This is a genomic window from Rodentibacter myodis, assembly GCF_001999305.1.
In the GTDB taxonomy this organism is placed as follows: Bacteria; Pseudomonadota; Gammaproteobacteria; order Enterobacterales; family Pasteurellaceae; genus Rodentibacter; species Rodentibacter myodis.
This window is the reverse complement of sequence record NZ_MLHQ01000017.1, coordinates 1-20,122: the sequence shown is the minus strand read 5'-3', so window position 1 is coordinate 20,122 and position 20,122 is coordinate 1. Positions and strand designations below refer to the sequence as shown.

The following is a 20,122-nucleotide window of genomic DNA, read 5'->3' as shown; positions in this document are numbered from 1 at the left end:
ACATGAGTTACGAATTATCAGTTCTAACTTATAGATATAGCCTTTAATGTAAGTAAAAAGTACGGTTAATTTTAACCGTAATACAGATCAGTTAATCCTCTTGACGATCGAAAATGATTTATGAAATTAAGCCCTCAAAACTTCCCTTTGAATCGGTCATTTGGTCGGTCATTGGCTCGGGTTTTATCGCAAACAATCTTTGAGAAGCATCGTAAGCCAACTTGATTTAGCTCTCCCCAGTAAAAACAGGTGATAGTCCCCTAGTGCTACTGTTCAAGATAGACAACGATTGAGGGCAGAAAGCCTAAAACGACTTTTTAAATTAGCTTCACCTTACTTTTATCAAGGGGTCAATCAACACTCCCTAAATAGTGTGGGCTGAATCTCCTTTCGTAGATGGAGTAGTTTTTAGAACAAACATTTGGACGCTCGGGACATATCGCAGACAAAGGCTTTATTCTCAAGTAAAAGTGGTTTTGTCATATGGATTTAATGAGCCATCAGGTCATTAATAGCGATTATTAATGGTACAAACATCCTCAACACAAAGCCATTGGCTCATTCCCTTACGAAAAGGGGTAAAATACGATGTCCTACGTGAATTAGGATTAGAAAAAACAGAAAAGGGTAAGCATTTTCAATGTATTACCTCTCTTCTTGATAATACAACTTATCCGGCGAACGAAGTTGTTTCAGTTTATCGACATCGCCGGAAAATTGAATTGGGTTACCGAGAAGTTAAGCAGTACCTATTGGCACAAGCTTATACATTAAGAAATAAAAAGCCAGAGAGGGGCGAGCAAGAGATTTTGGGAAATTTACGGGCGTATAATCTCATCCGAAAGGCAATGACTGAGGCAGCAAAGTGCAAAGGAATCCCCCTCCCAAATAGTCTCAGCTTTGCCGGGTGTAGTGCTTCTGTTATCGCTTACTTCACCGGTGTATCATTATTAAGCCCGGGAAATTTACCTAAGGGGTACCAATCGCTTTTAGATGAGTTGGGGCATTGTGAACTTTCTAATAAGAAAAAGTGAAATTATCAGAGAGTTGTGAAAGAAAAAACGCTTAAATATCACATAAAAAGAGCCAGTCAGTGGGTTAACTAACTGGCATTACGGTTTATTTGATTGCACTTTTTACAATTTTCTATTTTACTTGTGCCGTTTGCACATACATTAAGCGATCAATATTCGTCAGATAATGCCCTAGTTCTTGTGTTTCGGGCTTATGTAAATAAGGAATCTTGCCTAAGAGCGGGGCATCAATATTATGTTCTAAAAATTCAACGATTTCAGCATAATGACTTAACAGCGGATTAATGCGGTTTGCCACCCAACCAAGTAAAGGCACGCCCAAACTATGGATGGCTTTCAGTGTGAGCAAGGCGTGATTGATACAACCATCTTTTATCCCCACAACAAGCACCACCGGCATTTTTCTATCCTTTACCCAATCGGCAAAACTTTTCCCTTCTGCCATTGGCGTTAATAAACCAAACGCCCCTTCAACGGCAACAGATTGATATTTATGACTTAGCTTATCGAGGGTATGGTTAATTTTTTCTACTTTGATATGTGTTTTTGCCCCTACCAACATTGGCAAAGAATGGTTAAAAGTATAGCTATTTATTTCTTCGTAGGTGACCTCTTGTGAAGTCGAATTCATTAATGTGAGCACATCACTATTTTCTTTATTATCGTAGTGAGATAAAAACTCCTGCCCCGTAGGATATCCACCTTCCTCTGTATTGCAAGCGATAGGTTTAAAACCGACAATATTCACCCCTCTATTTTGTAAGGCTTGAATAATGGCACGGCAGGCTGTCGTTTTACCGACATTCGTATCCGTTCCTGTAATAAAAAAGCTACTCATTTTCTCTCCTTTAAATTCAATTTCATTAGGCTAAAAATAGCAGCCTAAAAGTGCGGTCGATTTTAAAGGCATTTTGAAAGAAATAACTTGAGCTAACGCAAGATTTATGGGCTTTTGACGGGAAATCGGGTGATTATTTGATCTCACTCAAACTATTAAATAAGCCATCATCTTGCTTTGGCATTTGCAAGTAAAAGCCTTGAGATTCAATTTTTTCACGAACTTCACGCTTATCTGCATTATGTAGGGATTTCTCTCCTGCCAAATTAAACATCATTACGATTTCCGGTTGACCAAATTGAGCCAGTAAAGCCTCCGGTACAGCTGAAAAATCATCACGTTTCTGAATATAAAGATAGCTTCCCGGCTTCTTCTTACTTCTATAAATCGTACAAAGCATTTTTTCCTCATAAAAAAATAAAATCCCTACGGGATAACTCCGGTAGGGATTTTTGAATACTCAAAATTATTTTGCTGCGTCTTTTACGGCATCTGCTGCTTCAGACATTTTTTCGCTTGCCGCTTCTTTCATTGAAGACATTGCATCTTTTGCTTCATCCATTTTAGCCGCTGCAGCATCTTTCATTTCAGTGGTTTTCTCAGCAGCTGAATCTTTCATCTCTGCCGCTACGTTTTTCATCTCTTCCACTTTAGACATTGCTGCATCTTTTGCTTCTTCAATTTTTGCTTTCGCCGCATCTTTCGCTTCTTCTACTTTTTCTACCGCAGCATCTTTCGCTTCTTCTACTTTTTCTACCGCAGCATCTTTCGCTTCTTCTACTTTTTCTACCGCAGCATCTTTCATTTCAGTTGCTTTTTCCATTGTGGAATCTTTTGCATCTGTTGCCATTGATTTAGCTGAATCCATTGCATTCGCTGCGGCATCTTTCACATCCGCTACGGCTTGTTTGGCAGAATCTTTCACATCTGCCGCTGCACTTACCGCCGCATCCTTAACATTTGTTGCGGCATTTGCCACAGATTCTTTTGCTGCTTCTACTTTTTGTGTAGTTTCTTGTTTATCAAAACAACCTGTTACGGTTAAACTTGCACCTAATACTAATACGGCTAATACTGATTTTTTCATTGTTTATCTCCTATGAGGGGTAAAAGGGGAAAATATATTATCAAAGCAGATTTGCTTTGCGGGCGAAGTTTACAGAAAAAAATGAAAAAGAAAATACCCAAAAGCAAAATTTACATTTTATTATTTCTAAAGCGAACAATAATACTGTCAATTCTTCAATAACATATTGAAATTAAAGGGTTTCTAAAAAGTTCCCCATTTAAAATTTATTTTTTGTAAAGGCAAAAAATCTTCAAAAAGATTAAAAATCAAACAAATTACAACATTTCCGGTGGATAACTACGGCTAATAATTTCACCTTTTCCGTTTTGCCATTCGATTTGCGCAATGGTCGCAGGATAAAAACTGATAGGATTTCGCTTGCCATATAAATCTGCCACCATTTCTCCAACGAGAGGCAAATGGGAAATAATTAAGACGGATTCAATTCCTTCCTTTTTCAATACGGAAAGATAATCCGTTACTAATTCAGCCGATCCATAAGGCGTGATGCCTTCCCAAATTTCTAAATTAGGCTTTAAGCCGTCTGCAAAGGCAATATTAACTTGTTCAAAGGTTTCTAGGGCTCGAACATAGGGACTCACCAAAACCCGTTGTAATGAAAGTGCAGTGGATTTTGTGAAGTTTTTTAACCATTCCCCTTGTGCAAAGGCTTGTTTTTTACCATATTCCGTGAGATGACGATCTTTATCTGTTTTTGCCATCACTTCGGATTCGCCGTGGCGCATAATGAAAATTTTCATATTGCTTTCCTATATCAAGAAAAATACAAAGAAAATGACCGCACTTTTATAAGCGTGCGGTCAAAAAATAAATTAATTTGTTTTTACAGCTTCGGCAATTTCTTCAGCACATTGCTGAGCCAATTCGGCATCCTGACATTCCACCATTACGCGAATCAACGGCTCAGTACCTGATTTGCGTAACAAAATACGCCCTTTGCCTTCTAAGCGTTTTTCCACCTCTGCGGCAACGGTTTTTACCGCTTCACTTTCTAATGGATTTGTGCCACCGGCAAAACGTACATTAATTAAGACTTGAGGAAATAATTTCACCGCACCGGCGAGTTCATTTAAAGAAAGTTTGTGCTGAACCATTGCTGAAAGCACGGCAAGTGAGGCAATAATGCCGTCACCGGTTGTGTTTTTATCGGAAATAATGATATGACCGGAATTTTCGCCCCCCAGTGTCCAACCGTGTTCAACCATTTTTTCTAAAACATAACGGTCGCCCACATTGGCGCGAACAAAAGGCACGCCTAGCATTTTTAATGCAATTTCAAGGCTCATATTACTCATTAATGTTCCAACGACACCGCCTTTTAATTGCCCCGAACGCAAGGCTTCACGCGCAATGATAAATAAGATTTGATCGCCATCAACTTTATTCCCAAGGTGATCCACCATCATAATGCGATCGCCGTCACCATCATAAGCCAATCCCACATCAGCTTTTACTTCTAAGACTTTTTCCTGCAATGCCCGCACATCTGTTGCACCGCATTTTTCATTGATATTCACGCCATTCGGATCAGTACCGATTTCAATCACTTCCGCACCCAATTCACGCAAAACATTTGGTGCGATATGGTAAGTTGCACCATTCGCACAATCCACCACAATTTTGTATCCTTCTAAACCAAGATGTGCCGGAAAGGTACCTTTACAAAATTCAATATAACGACCGGCGGCATCATTGATACGACTGGCTTTCCCTAATTCGGCGGATTCTACACAATCCATTGGTTGTTCAAGCATTGCTTCAATGGCTTCTTCAATTTCATCCGGTAATTTTGTGCCTTGTGCAGAGAAAAATTTGATCCCGTTATCATAATAAGGGTTGTGCGAGGCAGAAATCACAATCCCTGCTTCCGCACGGAAAGTACGGGTTAAATAAGCAATCGCAGGTGTTGGCATTGGGCCGGTAAATGCCGCTGATAAACCGGCTGCCGCCAGCCCTGCTTCTAATGCAGATTCCAACATATAGCCGGAAATACGGGTATCTTTACCAATTAAGACGGTTTTTGAGCCTTGCGAAGCCAACACTTTTCCTGCTGCCCACCCTAATTTAAGGGCGAAATCCGGTGTAATTGGATATGTGCCTACTTTGCCACGTACACCGTCTGTTCCGAAATATTTACGATTTGCCATAATACAATTCCTTTAATTTTTTCAACTTAGGCGTTTTCTGTCGCCTGCCAAATTTTTAGTGCATCGGACGTTGCCGCCACATCGTGCACGCGTAAAATTTTTGCCCCATTTTGAGCTGCAATTAATGCCCCGACAACGCTGCCAATCAGGCGTTCCTCAACGGGCTTATCCAACACTGTACCAATCATTGATTTACGCGATAAACCGGCAAGCACCGGATACCCTTCTTGGCAAAATACCGCGAGTTGTTGCAATAATTTGTAGTTGTGTTGAACGGTTTTGCCAAAACCAAATCCCATATCCCAAATGAGATTTTCTTTTTTCACCCCTGCCGAAATACATTCTTGAGAGCGTTTATGTAGAAAATGGAAAACATCTTCCACCACATCTTCATAATGAGGATCAACCTGCATTGTGCGTGGTTGCCCTTGCATATGCATAATACAAACGGGTAATGCCAATTCCACTGCAGTTTGTAAAGCATTTGGCGCTTGCAACGCGCGAATATCATTGATTAAATCCATTCCCACTTTCGCGGATTCTTGCATTACCCTTGCTTTTGAAGAATCCACCGAAATCCAACAATCAAAACGCTGATGAACGGCTTCTACCAACGGTACGACACGATGAAGTTCTTCTTGTTCCGATACTTCATCTGCCATTGGGCGGGTCGATTCGCCGCCAATATCAATCATTGTTGCCCCTTCATTAAGCATTTTTTCCACTTGGAACAATGCCTTATCGAGGCTAAAAAACCGCCCACTATCGGAAAAAGAATCCGGCGTAAAATTTAAAATCCCCATAATTTGAGGCGTAGATAAGTCTAAGCATTTGCCGTTGGCATAAAGTTTCATAAAGTGCGGTCAATTTTTGGAATGAATTTGAGGTGGGGAATTATAGCGAAATCCATTCAAGAAAAGAATAATGCACGGGAAAAATACTGACCTTTGTTTTCAGGGCATAACCTATATCATCAATATACCGATATAAAAAAACCTTCCTAATAAGGAAGGTTTTTGTTGATTATTCGGAATCTTGAGGTTTTTCAACCGCACTTTCCTGTTTATTTTCAGTTGTGCTGTTTGAATAAGCCGCCTGTGAAGTTTTAGGTTCTTCCCAACCTGAAGGCGGTGTAACCGGTTCACGATTCATTAACTGCTTGATTTGTGGCTCTTCAATGGTTTCATATTTTACTAACGCGTCTTTCATCGCGTGCAAAATATCCATATTGTCGATAAGCAACTGTCTTGCACGTTCATAATTACGGGTGACAATGGCACGGACTTCTTCATCAATCGCGTGTGCCGTTTCATCCGACATATGTTTTGCTTTCGCCATTGAACGACCTAAGAACACTTCCCCCTCATCTTCAGAATAAAGAATCGGGCCCAGTTTGTCAGAGAAGCCCCATTGCGTCACCATATTGCGGGCAATATTGGTTGCCACCTTAATATCATTTGATGCACCGGTGGAGATATTTTCTTCACCGTAAATCAAATCTTCCGCCAAACGCCCTGCATAAAGGGTGGAAAGTTTACTTTCCAATTGTTTTTGGCTAATGCTCACCTGATCGCCTTCCGGCAGGAAGAACGTTACCCCTAAAGCACGACCGCGAGGAATAATTGTGACTTTATGCACAGGATCGTGTTCAGGCACTAAATAACCCACAATGGCGTGACCGGCTTCGTGATATGCAGTCGATTCTTTTTGTTTCTCCGTCATAATCATTGTGCGGCGTTCCGGCCCCATATTGATTTTGTCTTTTGCTTTTTCAAACTCAAGCATTGATACGGTACGTTTATTACTACGTGCAGCAAATAAGGCGGCTTCGTTCACCAAATTCGCCAAATCTGCACCGGAATAGCCCGGCGTACCGCGTGCTAATGTCATTGCATCCACATCATCCGCCACCGGCACTTTACGCATATGCACTTGTAAAATTTGTTCACGGCCTTTCACATCAGGCAATCCTACCACCACTTGGCGGTCAAAACGTCCCGGACGGGTTAACGCCGGATCTAAAACATCAGGGCGGTTGGTTGCGGCAATCACGATAACACCATCATTGCCACCAAAACCATCCATTTCAACCAGCATTTGGTTAAGGGTTTGTTCACGTTCATCGTGACCACCACCTAAACCTGCACCACGTTGGCGGCCTACCGCATCAATTTCATCAATAAAAATTAAACAAGGCGCATTTTTCTTTGCCTGTTCAAACATATCACGAACACGGGAAGCCCCCACGCCCACAAACATCTCTACAAAGTCAGAACCGGAAATGGTGAAAAACGGCACTTTTGCTTCACCGGCAATGGCTTTTGCCAATAAGGTTTTACCTGTTCCCGGTGGGCCAACCATCAAGACACCTTTCGGAATTTTTCCGCCTAAATTTTGGAATTTTCCCGGATCACGTAAGAAATCTACGATTTCACCCACTTCTTCCTTGGCTTCATCACAACCTGCAACATCGGCAAAAGTCACTTTGATTTGATCTTGATTCAGCATTTTTGCACGGCTTTTACCAAAGCTCATCGCCTTACCGCCGCCACCTTGCATTTGTCGCATAAAGAAAATCCACACGCCCACAAGGAATAACATTGGGAACCAAGAAATTAAAATTTGTGAAATAATGCTACGTTTTTCAAAAGGTGTGCCTTCCACTTTCACTTTTTTACTCAATAAATCATCAAGTAATTTTTTGTCTTCCAATGGCGGCATTACAGTCATATATTTTGAGCCGTCATTTTTGATAACCGTGATTTCATTGGTATCAAAACGTGCCTCTTTCACTTGACCATTGCTCACATCATAAACAAAGGTGGTATAGTCTGTGGAATTCTCCACTGAAGAAGAATTGAAACTCTGATAAGCTGTCATCATAACAACCGCTACCACAATCCAGAGTACCAAATTTTTGACCATATCGTTCAAAGTTTAACCTGCCTTTTCTAAGTTAATAAAATCGTCACAAGATACTATATATCAGGGCTAATGAAAAGCTATCAAAGCAATTCGCCTTTATAACCGGTCGCCACAATATACACCTCACGGGAACGTCCGCGCGAGGCTTCGGGTTTACGCACCTTCACCACGGTAAAAAGCGTGCGGATCTCTTTCAAATATTCATCAAAGCCTTCCCCTTGGAATACTTTCACCACAAAACTCCCTTTGGTTGCCAACACCTGCTTGCACATATCCAACGCAAGTTCTACCAAATACATCGCTCGTGGAATATCTACGGAAGGCATTCCACTGAAATTAGGTGCCATATCGGACATCACCACATCGACTTTGGCTTCACCCACGCGATCTAAAAGTGCATTTAGCACATTTTCATCACGGAAATCACCTTGTAAAAAATCAACACCGACAATAGGGTCCATCTCTAAAATATCACAGGCTATCACACGCCCTTTACCGCCAATTTGGCTCACCACATATTGCGACCAGCCCCCCGGCGCGGCACCAAGATCAACGACCGTCATCCCTGCTTTAAATAGTCGATCTGTTTGCTGAATTTCATCCAGTTTAAAATAAGCACGAGAACGCAATTTTTGCTTATGTGCTTTCTGCACAAACGGATCTTTAAAATGTTCATTTAACCAACGCGAAGAACTCGCCGAGCGTTTTTTCTTTCCCATAATCTTTATCTTTTTATATTATTTTTTGTAACTTCGCCTATATTTGGGTACAATCTGCCGAATTCAAGAGTGGCATTCTCTAAAAAACACCGTTTTTTCTGACCGCTCTTTTTTCGTTCTGACTTCATTTTTAAGGATTTTTAATGACAACCTTATCAACCAAACAAAAACAATATTTAAAAGGTCTTGCACACCATCTAAATCCGGTGGTAATGCTGGGCGGTAATGGCTTAACCGAAGGGGTATTAGCCGAAATTGAAAATGCATTGGATCATCACGAACTCATTAAAGTGAAAATTGCCGGTGCCGATCGTGAAACCAAGCAATTAATTATTGATGCCATTGTGCGTGAAACCAAAGCGACTCAAGTTCAAACCATCGGTCATATCTTGGTACTCTATCGCCCAAGTGAAGAAAGCAAAATTCAACTTCCCCGTAAATAAAACATAAAAGTGCGGTTAAAATTCAAAGAGATTTTTAACCGCACTTTTTTAATCATTAAATATAATTTACTTCAATAATTTCAAACTCAACCGTGCCGCCCGGTGTTGTGATATTTACCGTGTCGTCTAATTCTTTACCGATTAAACCGCGTGCAATCGGGGAATTGACCGAAATCAAACCGGCTTTAATATCCGCTTCATCATCGCCTACAATTTGATAGGTGACTTCTTCCTCGGTATCCACATTCACCAAAACGACTGTCGCGCCAAAAATGACTTTTCCGTTATTTGGCATTTTTGTTACATCAATGATCTGACAATTTGCCAATTTTCCTTCAATTTCTTGAATACGGCCTTCGCAGAATCCTTGCTGTTCACGTGCTGCGTGATATTCTGCATTTTCTTTTAAATCACCGTGTTCTCGCGCTTCGGCAATGGCTTTAATAATTTCCGGACGGCGTACATTTTTTAAAAAATCTAATTCTTCTCTTAACTGCTCCGCACCACGAACTGTCATTGGGATTTGTTTCATCGATTGTTTTCCTCAAAATTTAGTCAAAAGAAAACCACGGCAAGATCTCAAATCTTGCCGCAGTCAAATAAAATAGATTGAAATGAGAAAATGATTTACTCTCATCCGCTCGGTGGCTATTATTGTTCGTCTGAAAAAAAATAGCAACCGATAACCCGAAAATATGACAAAATTATCTACAATTTCGACCGCACTTCGTACCCTTTTTCTTTCTTTCAGCCTTTCCCTTCCTGCTATTGCCGAGGTGGATGTTGCCTCCCTTACACAACAATTACCGGAAGGGGCAAGTGTTGGTGTCATCGCTAAAAATTTGAATCAAAATGCCCTTATTGCCAACTATCACGGCGACACATTTATGCTGCCGGCAAGTACACAAAAAGTTTTCACCGCGGTGGCGGCAAAATTAGTCTTAGGGGATGAGTTCAAATTTGAAACCGCATTATTAACAAACGGTAAAATTCAAAATAATCAATTAAACGGTAATTTAATTGTGCGTTTTACCGGCGATCCCGATCTTACAAGCGGTCAGCTTTATGGTTTATTGGCAGAACTAAAAAAACAAGGCGTGGCTAAAATTAGCGGTGATTTGGTTCTTGATACATCCGTTTTTGCCAGTCACGATCGTGGCTTAGGTTGGATTTGGAATGATTTAACAATGTGCTTCAACTCTCCACCTTCTGCCGCAAACATTGATAATAACTGTTTTTATGCCGAACTGGATGCCAATCTGGCAGTGGGTGAAACCGTCAAAATCAGTGTACCGGCACAATTCCCGATTCAGGTTTTCGGTCAGGTTTATGTTGCCGCCCCAAATGAAGCCCCTTATTGCCAATTAGATGTGGTGGTACACGATAATAACCGCTATCAAGTGAAAGGTTGCCTTGCCCGCCAAGCCAAACCCTTCGGTTTAAGTTTTGCCGTGCAAGATCCCGATGCCTACGCTGCCGCCATTATACAGCGTCAATTAAAACGTTTAGGCATTGAATTTAATGGGAAAATATTGCAACCTCAAAAACCGCAGCAAGGACAATTAATTGCACAGCATTTCTCTAAACCTTTACCGGATTTATTGAAAAAAATGATGAAAAAATCCGACAACCAAATTGCCGATTCTTTATTCCGAGCCGTTGCCTATCATTATTACAAACGCCCTGCCTCTTTCCAGCTGGGAACATTGGCGGTGAAATCCGTATTACAAAAACAAGGAATAAAATTCGGCAACAGCATTTTGGCAGACGGCTCCGGACTTTCCCGTCATAATCTCGTTGCCCCAAAAACAATGCTTTCCGTGTTGGAATACATTGCAAAAAATGAAGACAAATTCCATTTAATGGAAACCTTCCCCATCGCCGGCGTAGATGGCACGATCAGTGGACGTGGTGGCTTAATTAATCCACCTTTAGTGAAAAATGTCATCGCCAAAACAGGGTCATTAAAAGGTGTTTATAACCTTGCCGGCTTTATGACGAACGCTCGGGGCGAAAAAGTCGCTTTCGTACAATTTATCAACGGCTACTCCACCGGCGATCTTGAAAGCAAAACCAAACGCGCCCCGTTAGTACAGTTTGAAAGTTCGCTTTACAACCGAATTTACCAAGACTAAACCTTACCATCAATCCCCTCTTTCTTTTTAACGAGGGGATAAATGACATAAAAAGCTATTCAAAACAACCGCATAATAAAATCGGCTCCCTTCTTTTCCGCCTTTGTGAAATTGAATTTGTAGGAAATTTTCGTCTGTTTGAGCGTAGCGAGTTCAGAAAATTTCCGTTAAGCAAATTCAATGGAACAAAGGGAATAAGGAAAAGTAGAGTTGCCTTTCTTTTGGTTACTTTTCTTTGGCAACGCAAAGAAAAGAAAAGTAACTATCCTTGGTGAAACCTAATATAAGCAAAAAAACAACCGCACCTTACCCCATTTCCCAAGAAACAAACTAAAGTGCGGTCATTTTTTTAAAATTTTGTGAGTTGGTCGATAAGCCGAGTTCTGTCGTGGACAATCATTCCTCTAGGCGGTGGATTACTCCGCCGCTCAAGCAACCTACCCGAACTCTGAACGGGCCATCCATTGAGTTCCTATTTGGTCTTGCTACGAGTGGAGTTTACCCTGCTGCCAACCGTTACCGGCGGCACGGTGCGCTCTTACCGCACCCTTTCACCCTTACCGTTTGCACGGCGGTCTGCTCTCTGTTGCACTGGTCGTAGGCTCACGCCTCCCGGACGTTATCCGGCACTCTGCCCTGTGTAGCTCGGACTTTCCTCTCGTTTACTTGTCCCACTAGGTCGTATTGCTACGGTTAAGGGCTTCAATAAACCAGCGATTGTCTAACCAACTCGGCGCGTAGTATAGAGATGAATAAAAGTACGGTCAACAAAATCCAATGGATTTTAAATATTAGTTTACCTCGAAAAATAAAACCGCCAGTCATCGCATTCAACGATTAGGCATAAATTTTCATTCTTATTTTTCACGCCTTCGGCTAAAATAGTCGCCATTTCAACCGCACTTTAGGTAAAAAGAATGAATTATTTGCAAATTGCCCGCGATACCCTTTCTGTCGAAAGCCGTGCCTTAACGCAACTAAGCCAACGTTTAGATGAAGATTTTAACCACGTTGTTGAACTTATTTTAGCTTGCCAAGGACGTGTGGTGATTGGTGGAATCGGCAAATCCGGCTTAATCGGCAAAAAAATGGTGGCAACCTTTGCCTCCACCGGTACGCCAAGTTTCTTTTTGCATCCAACAGAAGCCTTTCACGGTGATCTTGGAATGTTAAAACCCATCGACATTGTAATGCTGATTTCTTACAGTGGCGAAACCGACGATGTCAATAAGCTGCTCCCAAGTCTTAAAAATTTTGGTAACAAAATTATCGCCGTTACAAGCAATAAAAACTCCACCCTCGCCCGCCACGCCGATTATGTGCTGGATATTACCGTTGAACGTGAAGTTTGCCCGAATAATCTCGCTCCTACAACTTCCGCTCTTGTTACTCTGGCTCTGGGGGATGCCCTTGCGGTCTCCTTAATCACCGCACGAAATTTCCAACCGGCGGATTTTGCCAAATTTCATCCGGGTGGCAGCCTTGGTCGCCGTTTGTTGTGCAAAGTAAAAGATCAAATGCAAACCCGCTTGCCAATCGTACAGCCAAGCACAAGCTTCACCGATTGCCTAACCGTAATGAATGAAGGCAGAATGGGCGTTGCACTGGTAATGGAAGAACAACAGCTTAAAGGCATTATCACCGATGGCGATATTCGCCGCGCATTAACGGCAAATGGCGCAGAAACCCTAAATAAAACCGCTCAAGATTTTATGACCCAATCACCAAAAACAATCCACCAAGATGAATTTCTCGCCAAAGCGGAAGACTTTATGAAAACACAAAAAATTCATTCCCTTGTGGTGGTAAATGATGAAAATCACGTAGTCGGTTTAGTGGAATTTTCAAGTTAAGGAACAGCAATGCAACAAAAACTTAAAAACATTAAACTGGTTATTACAGATGTGGATGGCGTACTCACAGACGGACTACTCCACTACGATGCCAATGGTGAAGCCATTAAAAGTTTTCACGTGCGTGATGGCTTGGGGGTAAAAATGCTAATGGATGCCGGCATTCAAGTTGCCGTACTTTCCGGCAGGGATTCCGCTATTCTACGCCGCCGCATTGCCGATTTAGGCATTAAACTTTTCTTCCTTGGCAAGCTGGAAAAAGAAACCGCCTGTTTTGATTTAATGAAACAAGCCGGTGTAACGCCGGAACAAACCGCTTACATTGGCGATGACAGTGTCGATCTCCCTGCTTTCGCCATATGCGGACTTTCCTTTGCTGTGGCTGATGCACCTATTTATGTAAAAAATGCCGTCGATCACATTCTTTCTTTAGAAGGTGGAAAAGGTGCATTCCGAGAAATGTCCGATATGATTCTAACCGCTCAAGGAAAATCAGCCGTGTTTAATAGTGCGCAAGGATTTTTAAATGTAGCAAAAAATATGGAGCAATAATTAAAGTAATCCCCTTTTTCTAAAAAAAGGGGATTTAAATTTATAAATCATTTTCTAAGTAAACAGACTTTCTCTGACTAGACACTGTCTTCTTTTCCACTGTATCAACAAAAGATTGTTGCTATTTAAAATTTATCGGATTTTTAACCGCACTTCGTTTTAATAATTCCCCCTTTTATCCAGCAATGCTTTCACAATTTTCGGCACGCCTTCACCGGCTTTTTCTTTCACGGTGATAACGTGTTTACGAATAAAGCCCGTATTAGGGTTAGGATCAACGAGATAAATCTCGGCACCATAAGGTGCTTCATTGACCAATCCATTGGCGGGATAAACCTGTAACGATGTACCAATGACGATCACAATGTCGGCTTTTTTTACCCGTTTAATGGCTTCATCCAGCATTGGAACGTTTTCACCAAAAAAGACAATGTGCGGACGCATTGGATGTCCTTGATCATCTCTATCATCAATATGCTGATCACCTAAACAAGGAACAATGTAATCCTCATTAAAACTACTTCTTGCTTTGTTCAGCTCACCGTGCAAATGCAGCACGTTTTGGCTACCTGCACGTTCGTGCAAGTCATCAACATTTTGGGTAATAATTTGCACATCATAAGCCTTTTCAAGTTCGACTAAAGCAAGGTGTGCCATATTCGGTTGAGCTGCTTGTGCATTACGGCGGCGTTCATTATAAAACGCCAACACTTTGGCTCGATTTTTTCTTAAAGCCTCAGGCGTGCAAACTTCTTCAATCTTATGCCCTGCCCACAAGCCATCTTCCGAACGAAAAGTCGGAATCCCACTCTCGGCACTAATACCGGCACCGGTTAAAATAACACAAATTGGTTTATTCATATTTTTCTCCGTTTTTTATTGGGGCGTTCTTAAATAATTAAGTTAAATATCTTTAACCCATTTTTCAAAACGTTTTTTAATATAGGTTTTTAATCCCCGTTTTTCTTCCTCACTGAGAAAAGCGGCACGAATGGCATTTTCAAGCAACTGTTGTGATTCGCTTTCCATTAATTGGTATTCTTGTGTCAATAAATCAAATTCTTGTCGGATACACGTTTGGGAGACGGTCATATTATCCGTGTTTAATGTGGCAATAATGCCTTTCATTAGAAACGTTCTAAGCGGGTAATTTTTTAAATCGTTAATGGCTTTCGTTTGTAAATTACTGCACGGACACATTTCTACGCCAATATGATTCTCGGCTAACGATTGCATTACCGATTCCGATTCTGCCGCACGAATACCGTGTCCAATTCGGCTTGCTCCAAGCTCGATCGCTTGTTGAACATTCTCTGCCCCAGCCGCTTCACCGGCGTGAATGGTAAAAGGCACACCTAATGATTTTGCCAATTCAAATTCTTTGACAAAATTTTTTGTTGGATACCCTGTTTCCGGCCCGGCTAAATCCACGGCAACCACGCCTGCTTTTTCCGTTGAAAGATAATGCTTAGCCATTTGTATGGTTTCTAAATTTCCGGCTTGTGAACCAATGCCACGCAAACAACATAAAATCAGATTCGCTTTAAATAATTGACTTCCACTTAGTCCTGCCTGTAAACCGGCTAAAGCGGCTTCAATTACCTGTGATTGGGTTAAACCTTTTTGGGTATGAAGTTGAGGGGCAAAACGAATTTCAACATAGGCCAGCCCTTGCTGATCTAAGCGTTTTACTAAATCAAAAACGGCGGATGTTATGGCTTCCGGGCTTTGTAGTAAAGAAACGGGAATCGCAAAACAATTCAGGTATTGATTGAGATCGGTACAATCTTGGGGGGCTGAAATATAAGGAAGAAGTTGTTCAACATTTTGAGCCGGCAAAGGAATGTTCTGTTTTTCCGCCCATTCAAACATCCATTCAGGGGAAAGGGAACCGTCTAGGTGGAGATGTAAATCGATGAGACTGTATTTGGCAAAATTTTTCATTGTTATCTCGCAGGTGTAGAAAAAAATTGCACGGTATTCTAATGAGAAAGGGTAAGAAGAACAAGAATTAGGCGGAGAAAAGGCTGCAAATGCAGCCTCGTTTTATTATTTCACTTCTCTAAACAAAATCTCACTTGGAATGACCGATCCTTGCCAATAAAGCTCGGTGGAGATTTTTTCTGCAAGTTGCAAGAAGGCTTGGGCGATTTCGCTTTGCGGTGCGGCAATGGTAGTTGGATTTCCACTGTCAAGATCCTCACGAATACGAATATGCAATGGCAAATGTGCCAATACTTTCACATTGTATTTTTCTGCCATTTTTTCTGCACCGCCGGTACCAAAAATCGCTTCGTGATGACCGCAGTTGCTACAAATGTGCATTGACATATTTTCCACAATGCCAAGCACCGGCACTGAAACCCGCTCAAACATTGCAACGCCTTTCACCGCATCAAGCAAAGCAATGTCCTGTGGTGTTGTCACCACCACCGCCCCGGTTACCGGAATTTGTTGTGACAGGGTAAGTTGAATATCACCGGTTCCCGGTGGCATATCAATCACAAGGTAATCTAAGCTATCCCACAAGGTTTCATTAAGTAATTGGCTCAATGCACTGCTCGCCATCGGGCCACGCCAAATTGTTGCACTGTCTTCATCCATTAAAAATCCAATAGAATTTGCTGACAAGCCGTGTGCTTTAATAGGCGTAATATGCTGATTGTCCGGTGAGGTTGGGTGTTGATGTGGCACGCCAAGCATATGTGGAATAGAAGGACCGTAAATATCCGCATCCAAAATCCCCACGCGCGCGCCTTGAGCTTGCAGGGCGAGGGCGAGATTAACCGAAACACTGGATTTTCCCACACCGCCTTTGCCGGATGTCACGGCGATAATATTTTTCACCCCCTTTACTGCTGGTTGATTATTCGCACGTTTTAAGGTGGCGATCTGATAATTCACTGCCCATTTTATGGCTTGGCAATTCGCCACTTTTAATAAGTCATCAGATACACTTTGTTTAAGCTGTTCGACACCGCTGTTCCAAGCGAAAGGAAGTTGCAATTCAATACGCAAGGTTTCCCCACCCTTTTCGACTTTTTTTAATGTATTCAGGGCAAGCAAATCTTTTTGCAGGCTTGGATGTTGAAATTGTTGAATAATTTGTTGAATTTGATGTTGTTGCTTAGTGGTAAGATTGTCAGAAAAATAGGTTGTCATAAAAACGTCTCATTTTGAAATATTAAGTAGAGTAAATTTGTCGGGCATATTTAACCACGTAAAGTGCGGTCTGTTAAGTCAAAGTTTTTCAAACTAGAAAAAGTCCCCTTTATCAGGTAAGATACGGGCGTTTTTTTGTGTGATAAAAAGAGAATAACAATGTCGAATCAACCCCGTAAAATTTTAGTCACTTGCGCCCTGCCTTATGCCAATGGTGCGATCCATTTAGGTCATATGTTGGAACATATTCAAGCGGATATTTGGGTGCGTTTTCAACGTATGCGTGGCAACAACGTCTATTTTGTTTGTGCCGATGATGCCCACGGCACGCCAATTATGTTAAACGCCGATAAACTCGGTATTACACCGGAAGAACTCATTGCCAAAGCCAAAGCCGATCACGTGCGTGATTTCGCCGGTTTCAATATTAGCTTTGATAATTACCACTCCACCCACAGTGAAGAAAATAAACAAATTACTGCTGAAATTTACAATAAATTAAAAAACAATGGCTTTATTAAAACCAATGTCATTTCTCAACTTTATGATCCGGAAAAAAATATGTTTTTGCCGGATCGTTTCGTAAAAGGCACTTGTCCAAAATGTAAAGCGGAAGATCAATATGGCGATAATTGCGAAGTGTGCGCTTCCACTTATAGCCCAATGGATTTAATCAACCCACGCTCTGCCATTTCCGGTGCCACACCAATCGTGAAAGAATCGGAACATTTCTTCTTTGATTTACCGGCATTTGAAGATATGTTGCAGGAATGGACACGCTCCGGCTCGCTTCAACCTGAAATTGCCAATAAAATGCAAGAGTGGTTTGAAAGCGGTTTGCAGCAATGGGATATTTCCCGTGATGCCCCTTATTTTGGTTTTGAAATTCCGGGGGCAAAAGATAAATTTTTCTACGTATGGTTGGATGCACCAATCGGCTATATGGCATCCTTTAAAAATCTTTGCGATCGTGAAGGCATTAATTTCAATGAATTTTGGGATGAAGGGAGCAATGCGGAGCTTTATCATTTTATTGGTAAAGATATTGTGTATTTCCACAGCCTTTTCTGGCCGGCAATGTTGCAAGGCAGTGGCTATCGTAAACCAACCAATGTGTTCGCCCACGGTTATGTCACCGTAGATGGCGCGAAAATGTCAAAATCACGCGGTACATTTATTCAAGCCAATACCTACTTAAACCATATTGATCCTGAATGTCTGCGTTATTACTATGCGGCGAAAATCAATAATCGTATTGAAGATCTTGATTTCAATTTAGAAGATTTTGTTCAACGGGTGAATACGGATATTGTCAACAAGCTTGTCAATTTGGCTTCCCGCAATGCGGGCTTTATTGCGAAACGTTTTGGCGGCAAATTGGCGGATAAATTGGAAGATGAAGCCTTGTTCGCCGAATTTACCGCCCAAGCGGAACAAATCGCCGACTATTACGAAACCCGTGAGTTTAATAAAGCCATCCGTGAAATTATGGCATTAACCGACAAAGCCAATAAATACATTGATGACAAAGCCCCTTGGGTTATCGCTAAAGAAGAAGGCAAAGAAGCAGAATTACAAGCCGTGTGTTCAATGGGAATCGAGTTATTCCGTGTATTAATGACGTATTTAAAACCAGTGCTACCAAAATTGGCAGAACGAGCTGAAGGTTTTTTACAAAGTGAATTACGTTGGGATAACATCAACCAGCCTTTACTTGGTCATACCCTTGCACCGTTTAAGGCGTTATTCTCCCGTTTAGAGAAAAAACAAATTGATGCGGTGGTGGATGAAACTAAGGCATTATTTGCACAAAGCAACAAAACAGCAGAAAAAACGGCAACAAAACCGACCGCACTTTCTCACATTGAACCTATTGGCGATACCATTACCATTGATGACTTTGCCAAACTGGATATGCGTGTGGCAAAAGTGTTGAAATGCGAAGCCGTGCCGGAATCCAATAAACTCCTGCGTTTTGAATTAGATCTTGGCGATCACACCCGCCAAGTGTTTTCCGGTATCAAGGCAGCTTACAATAAACCGGAAGAATTGGAAGGGCGTTTTGTGATTATGGTGGCAAACCTCGCGCCACGCAAAATGAAATTCGGCGTATCCGAAGGAATGATTCTTTCTGCCGGCACAGGCGGAAGCGATTTATTCTTGCTTTCGGCAGATAGCGGTGTCACCGCCGGAATGCAGGTGAAATAACAAAATGCATTGAAAGGGCGACTTCAGTCGCCTTTTTTATTTTGGCTTGAAAGAAAAGGATTTATTCCCTACTATATCGCTCAACTATTTATCAAATATTTGGAGAATACAATGAAAGATCAACTAATCTGCTACAAACAAATGCCCGTTTGGACAAAAGACACATTACCGCAAATGTTCCAACAAAAACACAATACCAAAGTCGGCACTTGGGGCAAATTAACGGTACTTAAAGGTAAACTTAAATTTTATGAACTCACCGAAGAAGGTGAAGTGATCGCAGAACATATTTTCACTGCGGAAAATGAAACGCCTTTTGTTGAACCACAGGCTTGGCATCGGGTGGAAGCCTTAACGGATGATTTAGAATGTAGCCTTGGTTTTTATTGCAAAAAAGAAGATTACTTCAGCAAAAAATACAATATGACGGCAACCCATTCCGAAGTGAAAGCCGCCGTTGAAACCATTCCACCTTATAAAACGCTTGATCTCGGCTGCGGTCAAGGACGCAATGCCCTCTTTTTAAGTTTGCTCGGTTTTGATGTAACCGCTTGGGATCATAACGAAAACAGCCTTGCATTTTTAAATGAAACCAAAGCAAAAGAAAATCTCGCCATTTCAACCGCACTTTACGACATCAACACCGCCAATATTCAAGAAAACTACGATTTTATTCTTTCTACTGTCGTATTTATGTTCTTAAAGGCTGAGCGCGTGCCGGCTATCATCAAAAATATACAAGCACATACCAATGTAGGCGGTTATAACTTAATTGTTGCGGCAATGTCCACCAATGATGTACCTTGCCCTGTGCCATTTTCTTTCACCTTTAAAGAAAACGAATTGAAAAATTATTATCAAGGTTGGGAATTTGTGAAATATAACGAAGAAATGGGTGAATTACACAAAACCGATGAAAACGGCAATCGCATTAAAATGAAATTTGTGACAATGTTAGCAAAAAAGAAATAACTTAATGATTTAAAAAAAGAAAATAACCGCACTTTTGCTTTTCC

The 20,122-nt window shown here is 41.4% G+C and carries 19 protein-coding genes and 1 other RNA gene; 7 read left to right on the top strand and 13 right to left on the bottom strand.

The annotated features are described in order from the left end of the window. Positions 1 to 524: 524 nt before the first annotated feature. Positions 525 to 1,034 carry a transposase gene (locus BKL49_RS07415; RefSeq protein WP_077424078.1) on the top strand — a complete coding sequence of 170 codons (510 nt, stop codon included), beginning with the start codon at positions 525 to 527 and terminating at the stop codon, positions 1,032 to 1,034. 112 nt (positions 1,035 to 1,146) lie between these two features. On the opposite strand, the gene bioD is transcribed toward BKL49_RS07415, so the two are convergent. The 8 genes from bioD to rlmE form a co-directional block, all read right to left on the bottom strand. Continuing rightward, a complete protein-coding gene (gene bioD / locus BKL49_RS07410) occupies positions 1,147 to 1,872 on the bottom strand; it encodes a dethiobiotin synthase (RefSeq protein ID WP_077424076.1) in 726 nt (241 codons plus the stop codon). A 133-nt stretch (positions 1,873 to 2,005) separates the two neighbouring features. Beyond that, a complete protein-coding gene (locus tag BKL49_RS07405) occupies positions 2,006 to 2,272 on the bottom strand; it encodes a YcgL domain-containing protein (RefSeq protein WP_077424074.1) in 267 nt (88 codons plus the stop codon). A 66-nt stretch (positions 2,273 to 2,338) separates the two neighbouring features. Next, entirely contained in the window at positions 2,339 to 2,959 is a 621-nt protein-coding gene (locus tag BKL49_RS07400) for a histone (protein ID WP_077424072.1), read from the bottom strand. Between the two features lie 257 nt (positions 2,960 to 3,216). Continuing rightward, positions 3,217 to 3,702, bottom strand: a complete 486-nt coding sequence (sixA, locus tag BKL49_RS07395) for a phosphohistidine phosphatase SixA (protein ID WP_077424069.1) — start codon at positions 3,700 to 3,702, stop codon at positions 3,217 to 3,219. 72 nt (positions 3,703 to 3,774) lie between these two features. After that, complete coding sequence (gene glmM, locus BKL49_RS07390) at positions 3,775 to 5,109, bottom strand: phosphoglucosamine mutase (protein WP_077424067.1); 1,335 nt, start codon at positions 5,107 to 5,109, stop codon at positions 3,775 to 3,777. Between the two features lie 26 nt (positions 5,110 to 5,135). Then, complete coding sequence (gene folP, locus BKL49_RS07385; RefSeq protein WP_077424065.1) at positions 5,136 to 5,963, bottom strand: dihydropteroate synthase; 828 nt, start codon at positions 5,961 to 5,963, stop codon at positions 5,136 to 5,138. A gap of 169 nt (positions 5,964 to 6,132) precedes the next feature. Further along, positions 6,133 to 8,034 (bottom strand): ATP-dependent zinc metalloprotease FtsH, encoded by a 1,902-nt coding sequence (gene ftsH, locus BKL49_RS07380; RefSeq protein WP_077424063.1) that lies wholly within the window; start codon positions 8,032 to 8,034, stop codon positions 6,133 to 6,135. 80 nt (positions 8,035 to 8,114) lie between these two features. Next, positions 8,115 to 8,753, bottom strand: a complete 639-nt coding sequence (rlmE, locus tag BKL49_RS07375; RefSeq protein ID WP_077424061.1) for a 23S rRNA (uridine(2552)-2'-O)-methyltransferase RlmE — start codon at positions 8,751 to 8,753, stop codon at positions 8,115 to 8,117. A 143-nt stretch (positions 8,754 to 8,896) separates the two neighbouring features. On the opposite strand from rlmE, the gene yhbY reads away from it, so the two are divergent. Then, positions 8,897 to 9,196, top strand: coding sequence for a ribosome assembly RNA-binding protein YhbY (yhbY, locus tag BKL49_RS07370; RefSeq protein WP_077424059.1), 300 nt, complete (start codon positions 8,897 to 8,899; stop codon positions 9,194 to 9,196). A 55-nt stretch (positions 9,197 to 9,251) separates the two neighbouring features. Here the strand turns inward: yhbY and greA are convergent, their stop codons facing one another. Next, on the bottom strand, positions 9,252 to 9,728 hold the full coding sequence (gene greA / locus BKL49_RS07365) for a transcription elongation factor GreA (protein ID WP_077424057.1): 477 nt from the start codon (positions 9,726 to 9,728) through the stop codon (positions 9,252 to 9,254). Positions 9,729 to 9,891: 163 nt separating this feature from the next. Between greA and dacB the strand changes: the two genes are divergently transcribed. Beyond that, positions 9,892 to 11,331: a serine-type D-Ala-D-Ala carboxypeptidase gene (gene dacB / locus BKL49_RS07360; RefSeq protein ID WP_077424055.1), complete on the top strand. Its 1,440-nt coding sequence runs from the start codon at positions 9,892 to 9,894 to the stop codon at positions 11,329 to 11,331. Positions 11,332 to 11,687: 356 nt separating this feature from the next. Here the strand turns inward: dacB and rnpB are convergent. Continuing rightward, positions 11,688 to 12,064: RNase P RNA component class A (rnpB, locus tag BKL49_RS07350), an RNA gene on the bottom strand. A gap of 184 nt (positions 12,065 to 12,248) precedes the next feature. Between rnpB and BKL49_RS07345 the strand changes: the two genes are divergently transcribed. After that, positions 12,249 to 13,184, top strand: coding sequence for a KpsF/GutQ family sugar isomerase (locus BKL49_RS07345; protein WP_077424053.1), 936 nt, complete (start codon positions 12,249 to 12,251; stop codon positions 13,182 to 13,184). Positions 13,185 to 13,193: 9 nt separating this feature from the next. After that, entirely contained in the window at positions 13,194 to 13,736 is a 543-nt protein-coding gene (locus BKL49_RS07340; protein WP_077424051.1) for a KdsC family phosphatase, read from the top strand. A gap of 159 nt (positions 13,737 to 13,895) precedes the next feature. On the opposite strand, the gene BKL49_RS07335 is transcribed toward BKL49_RS07340, so the two are convergent. The 3 genes from BKL49_RS07335 to apbC form a co-directional block, all read right to left on the bottom strand. Then, a complete protein-coding gene (locus BKL49_RS07335) occupies positions 13,896 to 14,597 on the bottom strand; it encodes an SIR2 family NAD-dependent protein deacylase (protein WP_077424048.1) in 702 nt (233 codons plus the stop codon). Between the two features lie 42 nt (positions 14,598 to 14,639). Next, positions 14,640 to 15,680: an adenosine deaminase gene (gene add / locus BKL49_RS07330; protein WP_077424046.1), complete on the bottom strand. Its 1,041-nt coding sequence runs from the start codon at positions 15,678 to 15,680 to the stop codon at positions 14,640 to 14,642. A gap of 105 nt (positions 15,681 to 15,785) precedes the next feature. Further along, positions 15,786 to 16,898: an iron-sulfur cluster carrier protein ApbC gene (gene apbC, locus BKL49_RS07325; RefSeq protein ID WP_077424045.1), complete on the bottom strand. Its 1,113-nt coding sequence runs from the start codon at positions 16,896 to 16,898 to the stop codon at positions 15,786 to 15,788. Between the two features lie 159 nt (positions 16,899 to 17,057). On the opposite strand from apbC, the gene metG reads away from it, so the two are divergent. Continuing rightward, positions 17,058 to 19,106, top strand: coding sequence for a methionine--tRNA ligase (metG, locus tag BKL49_RS07320; RefSeq protein WP_077424043.1), 2,049 nt, complete (start codon positions 17,058 to 17,060; stop codon positions 19,104 to 19,106). Between the two features lie 111 nt (positions 19,107 to 19,217). Then, positions 19,218 to 20,078 carry an SAM-dependent methyltransferase TehB gene (tehB, locus tag BKL49_RS07315; protein WP_077424041.1) on the top strand — a complete coding sequence of 287 codons (861 nt, stop codon included), beginning with the start codon at positions 19,218 to 19,220 and terminating at the stop codon, positions 20,076 to 20,078. The last annotated feature ends 44 nt before the right edge of the window (positions 20,079 to 20,122 follow it).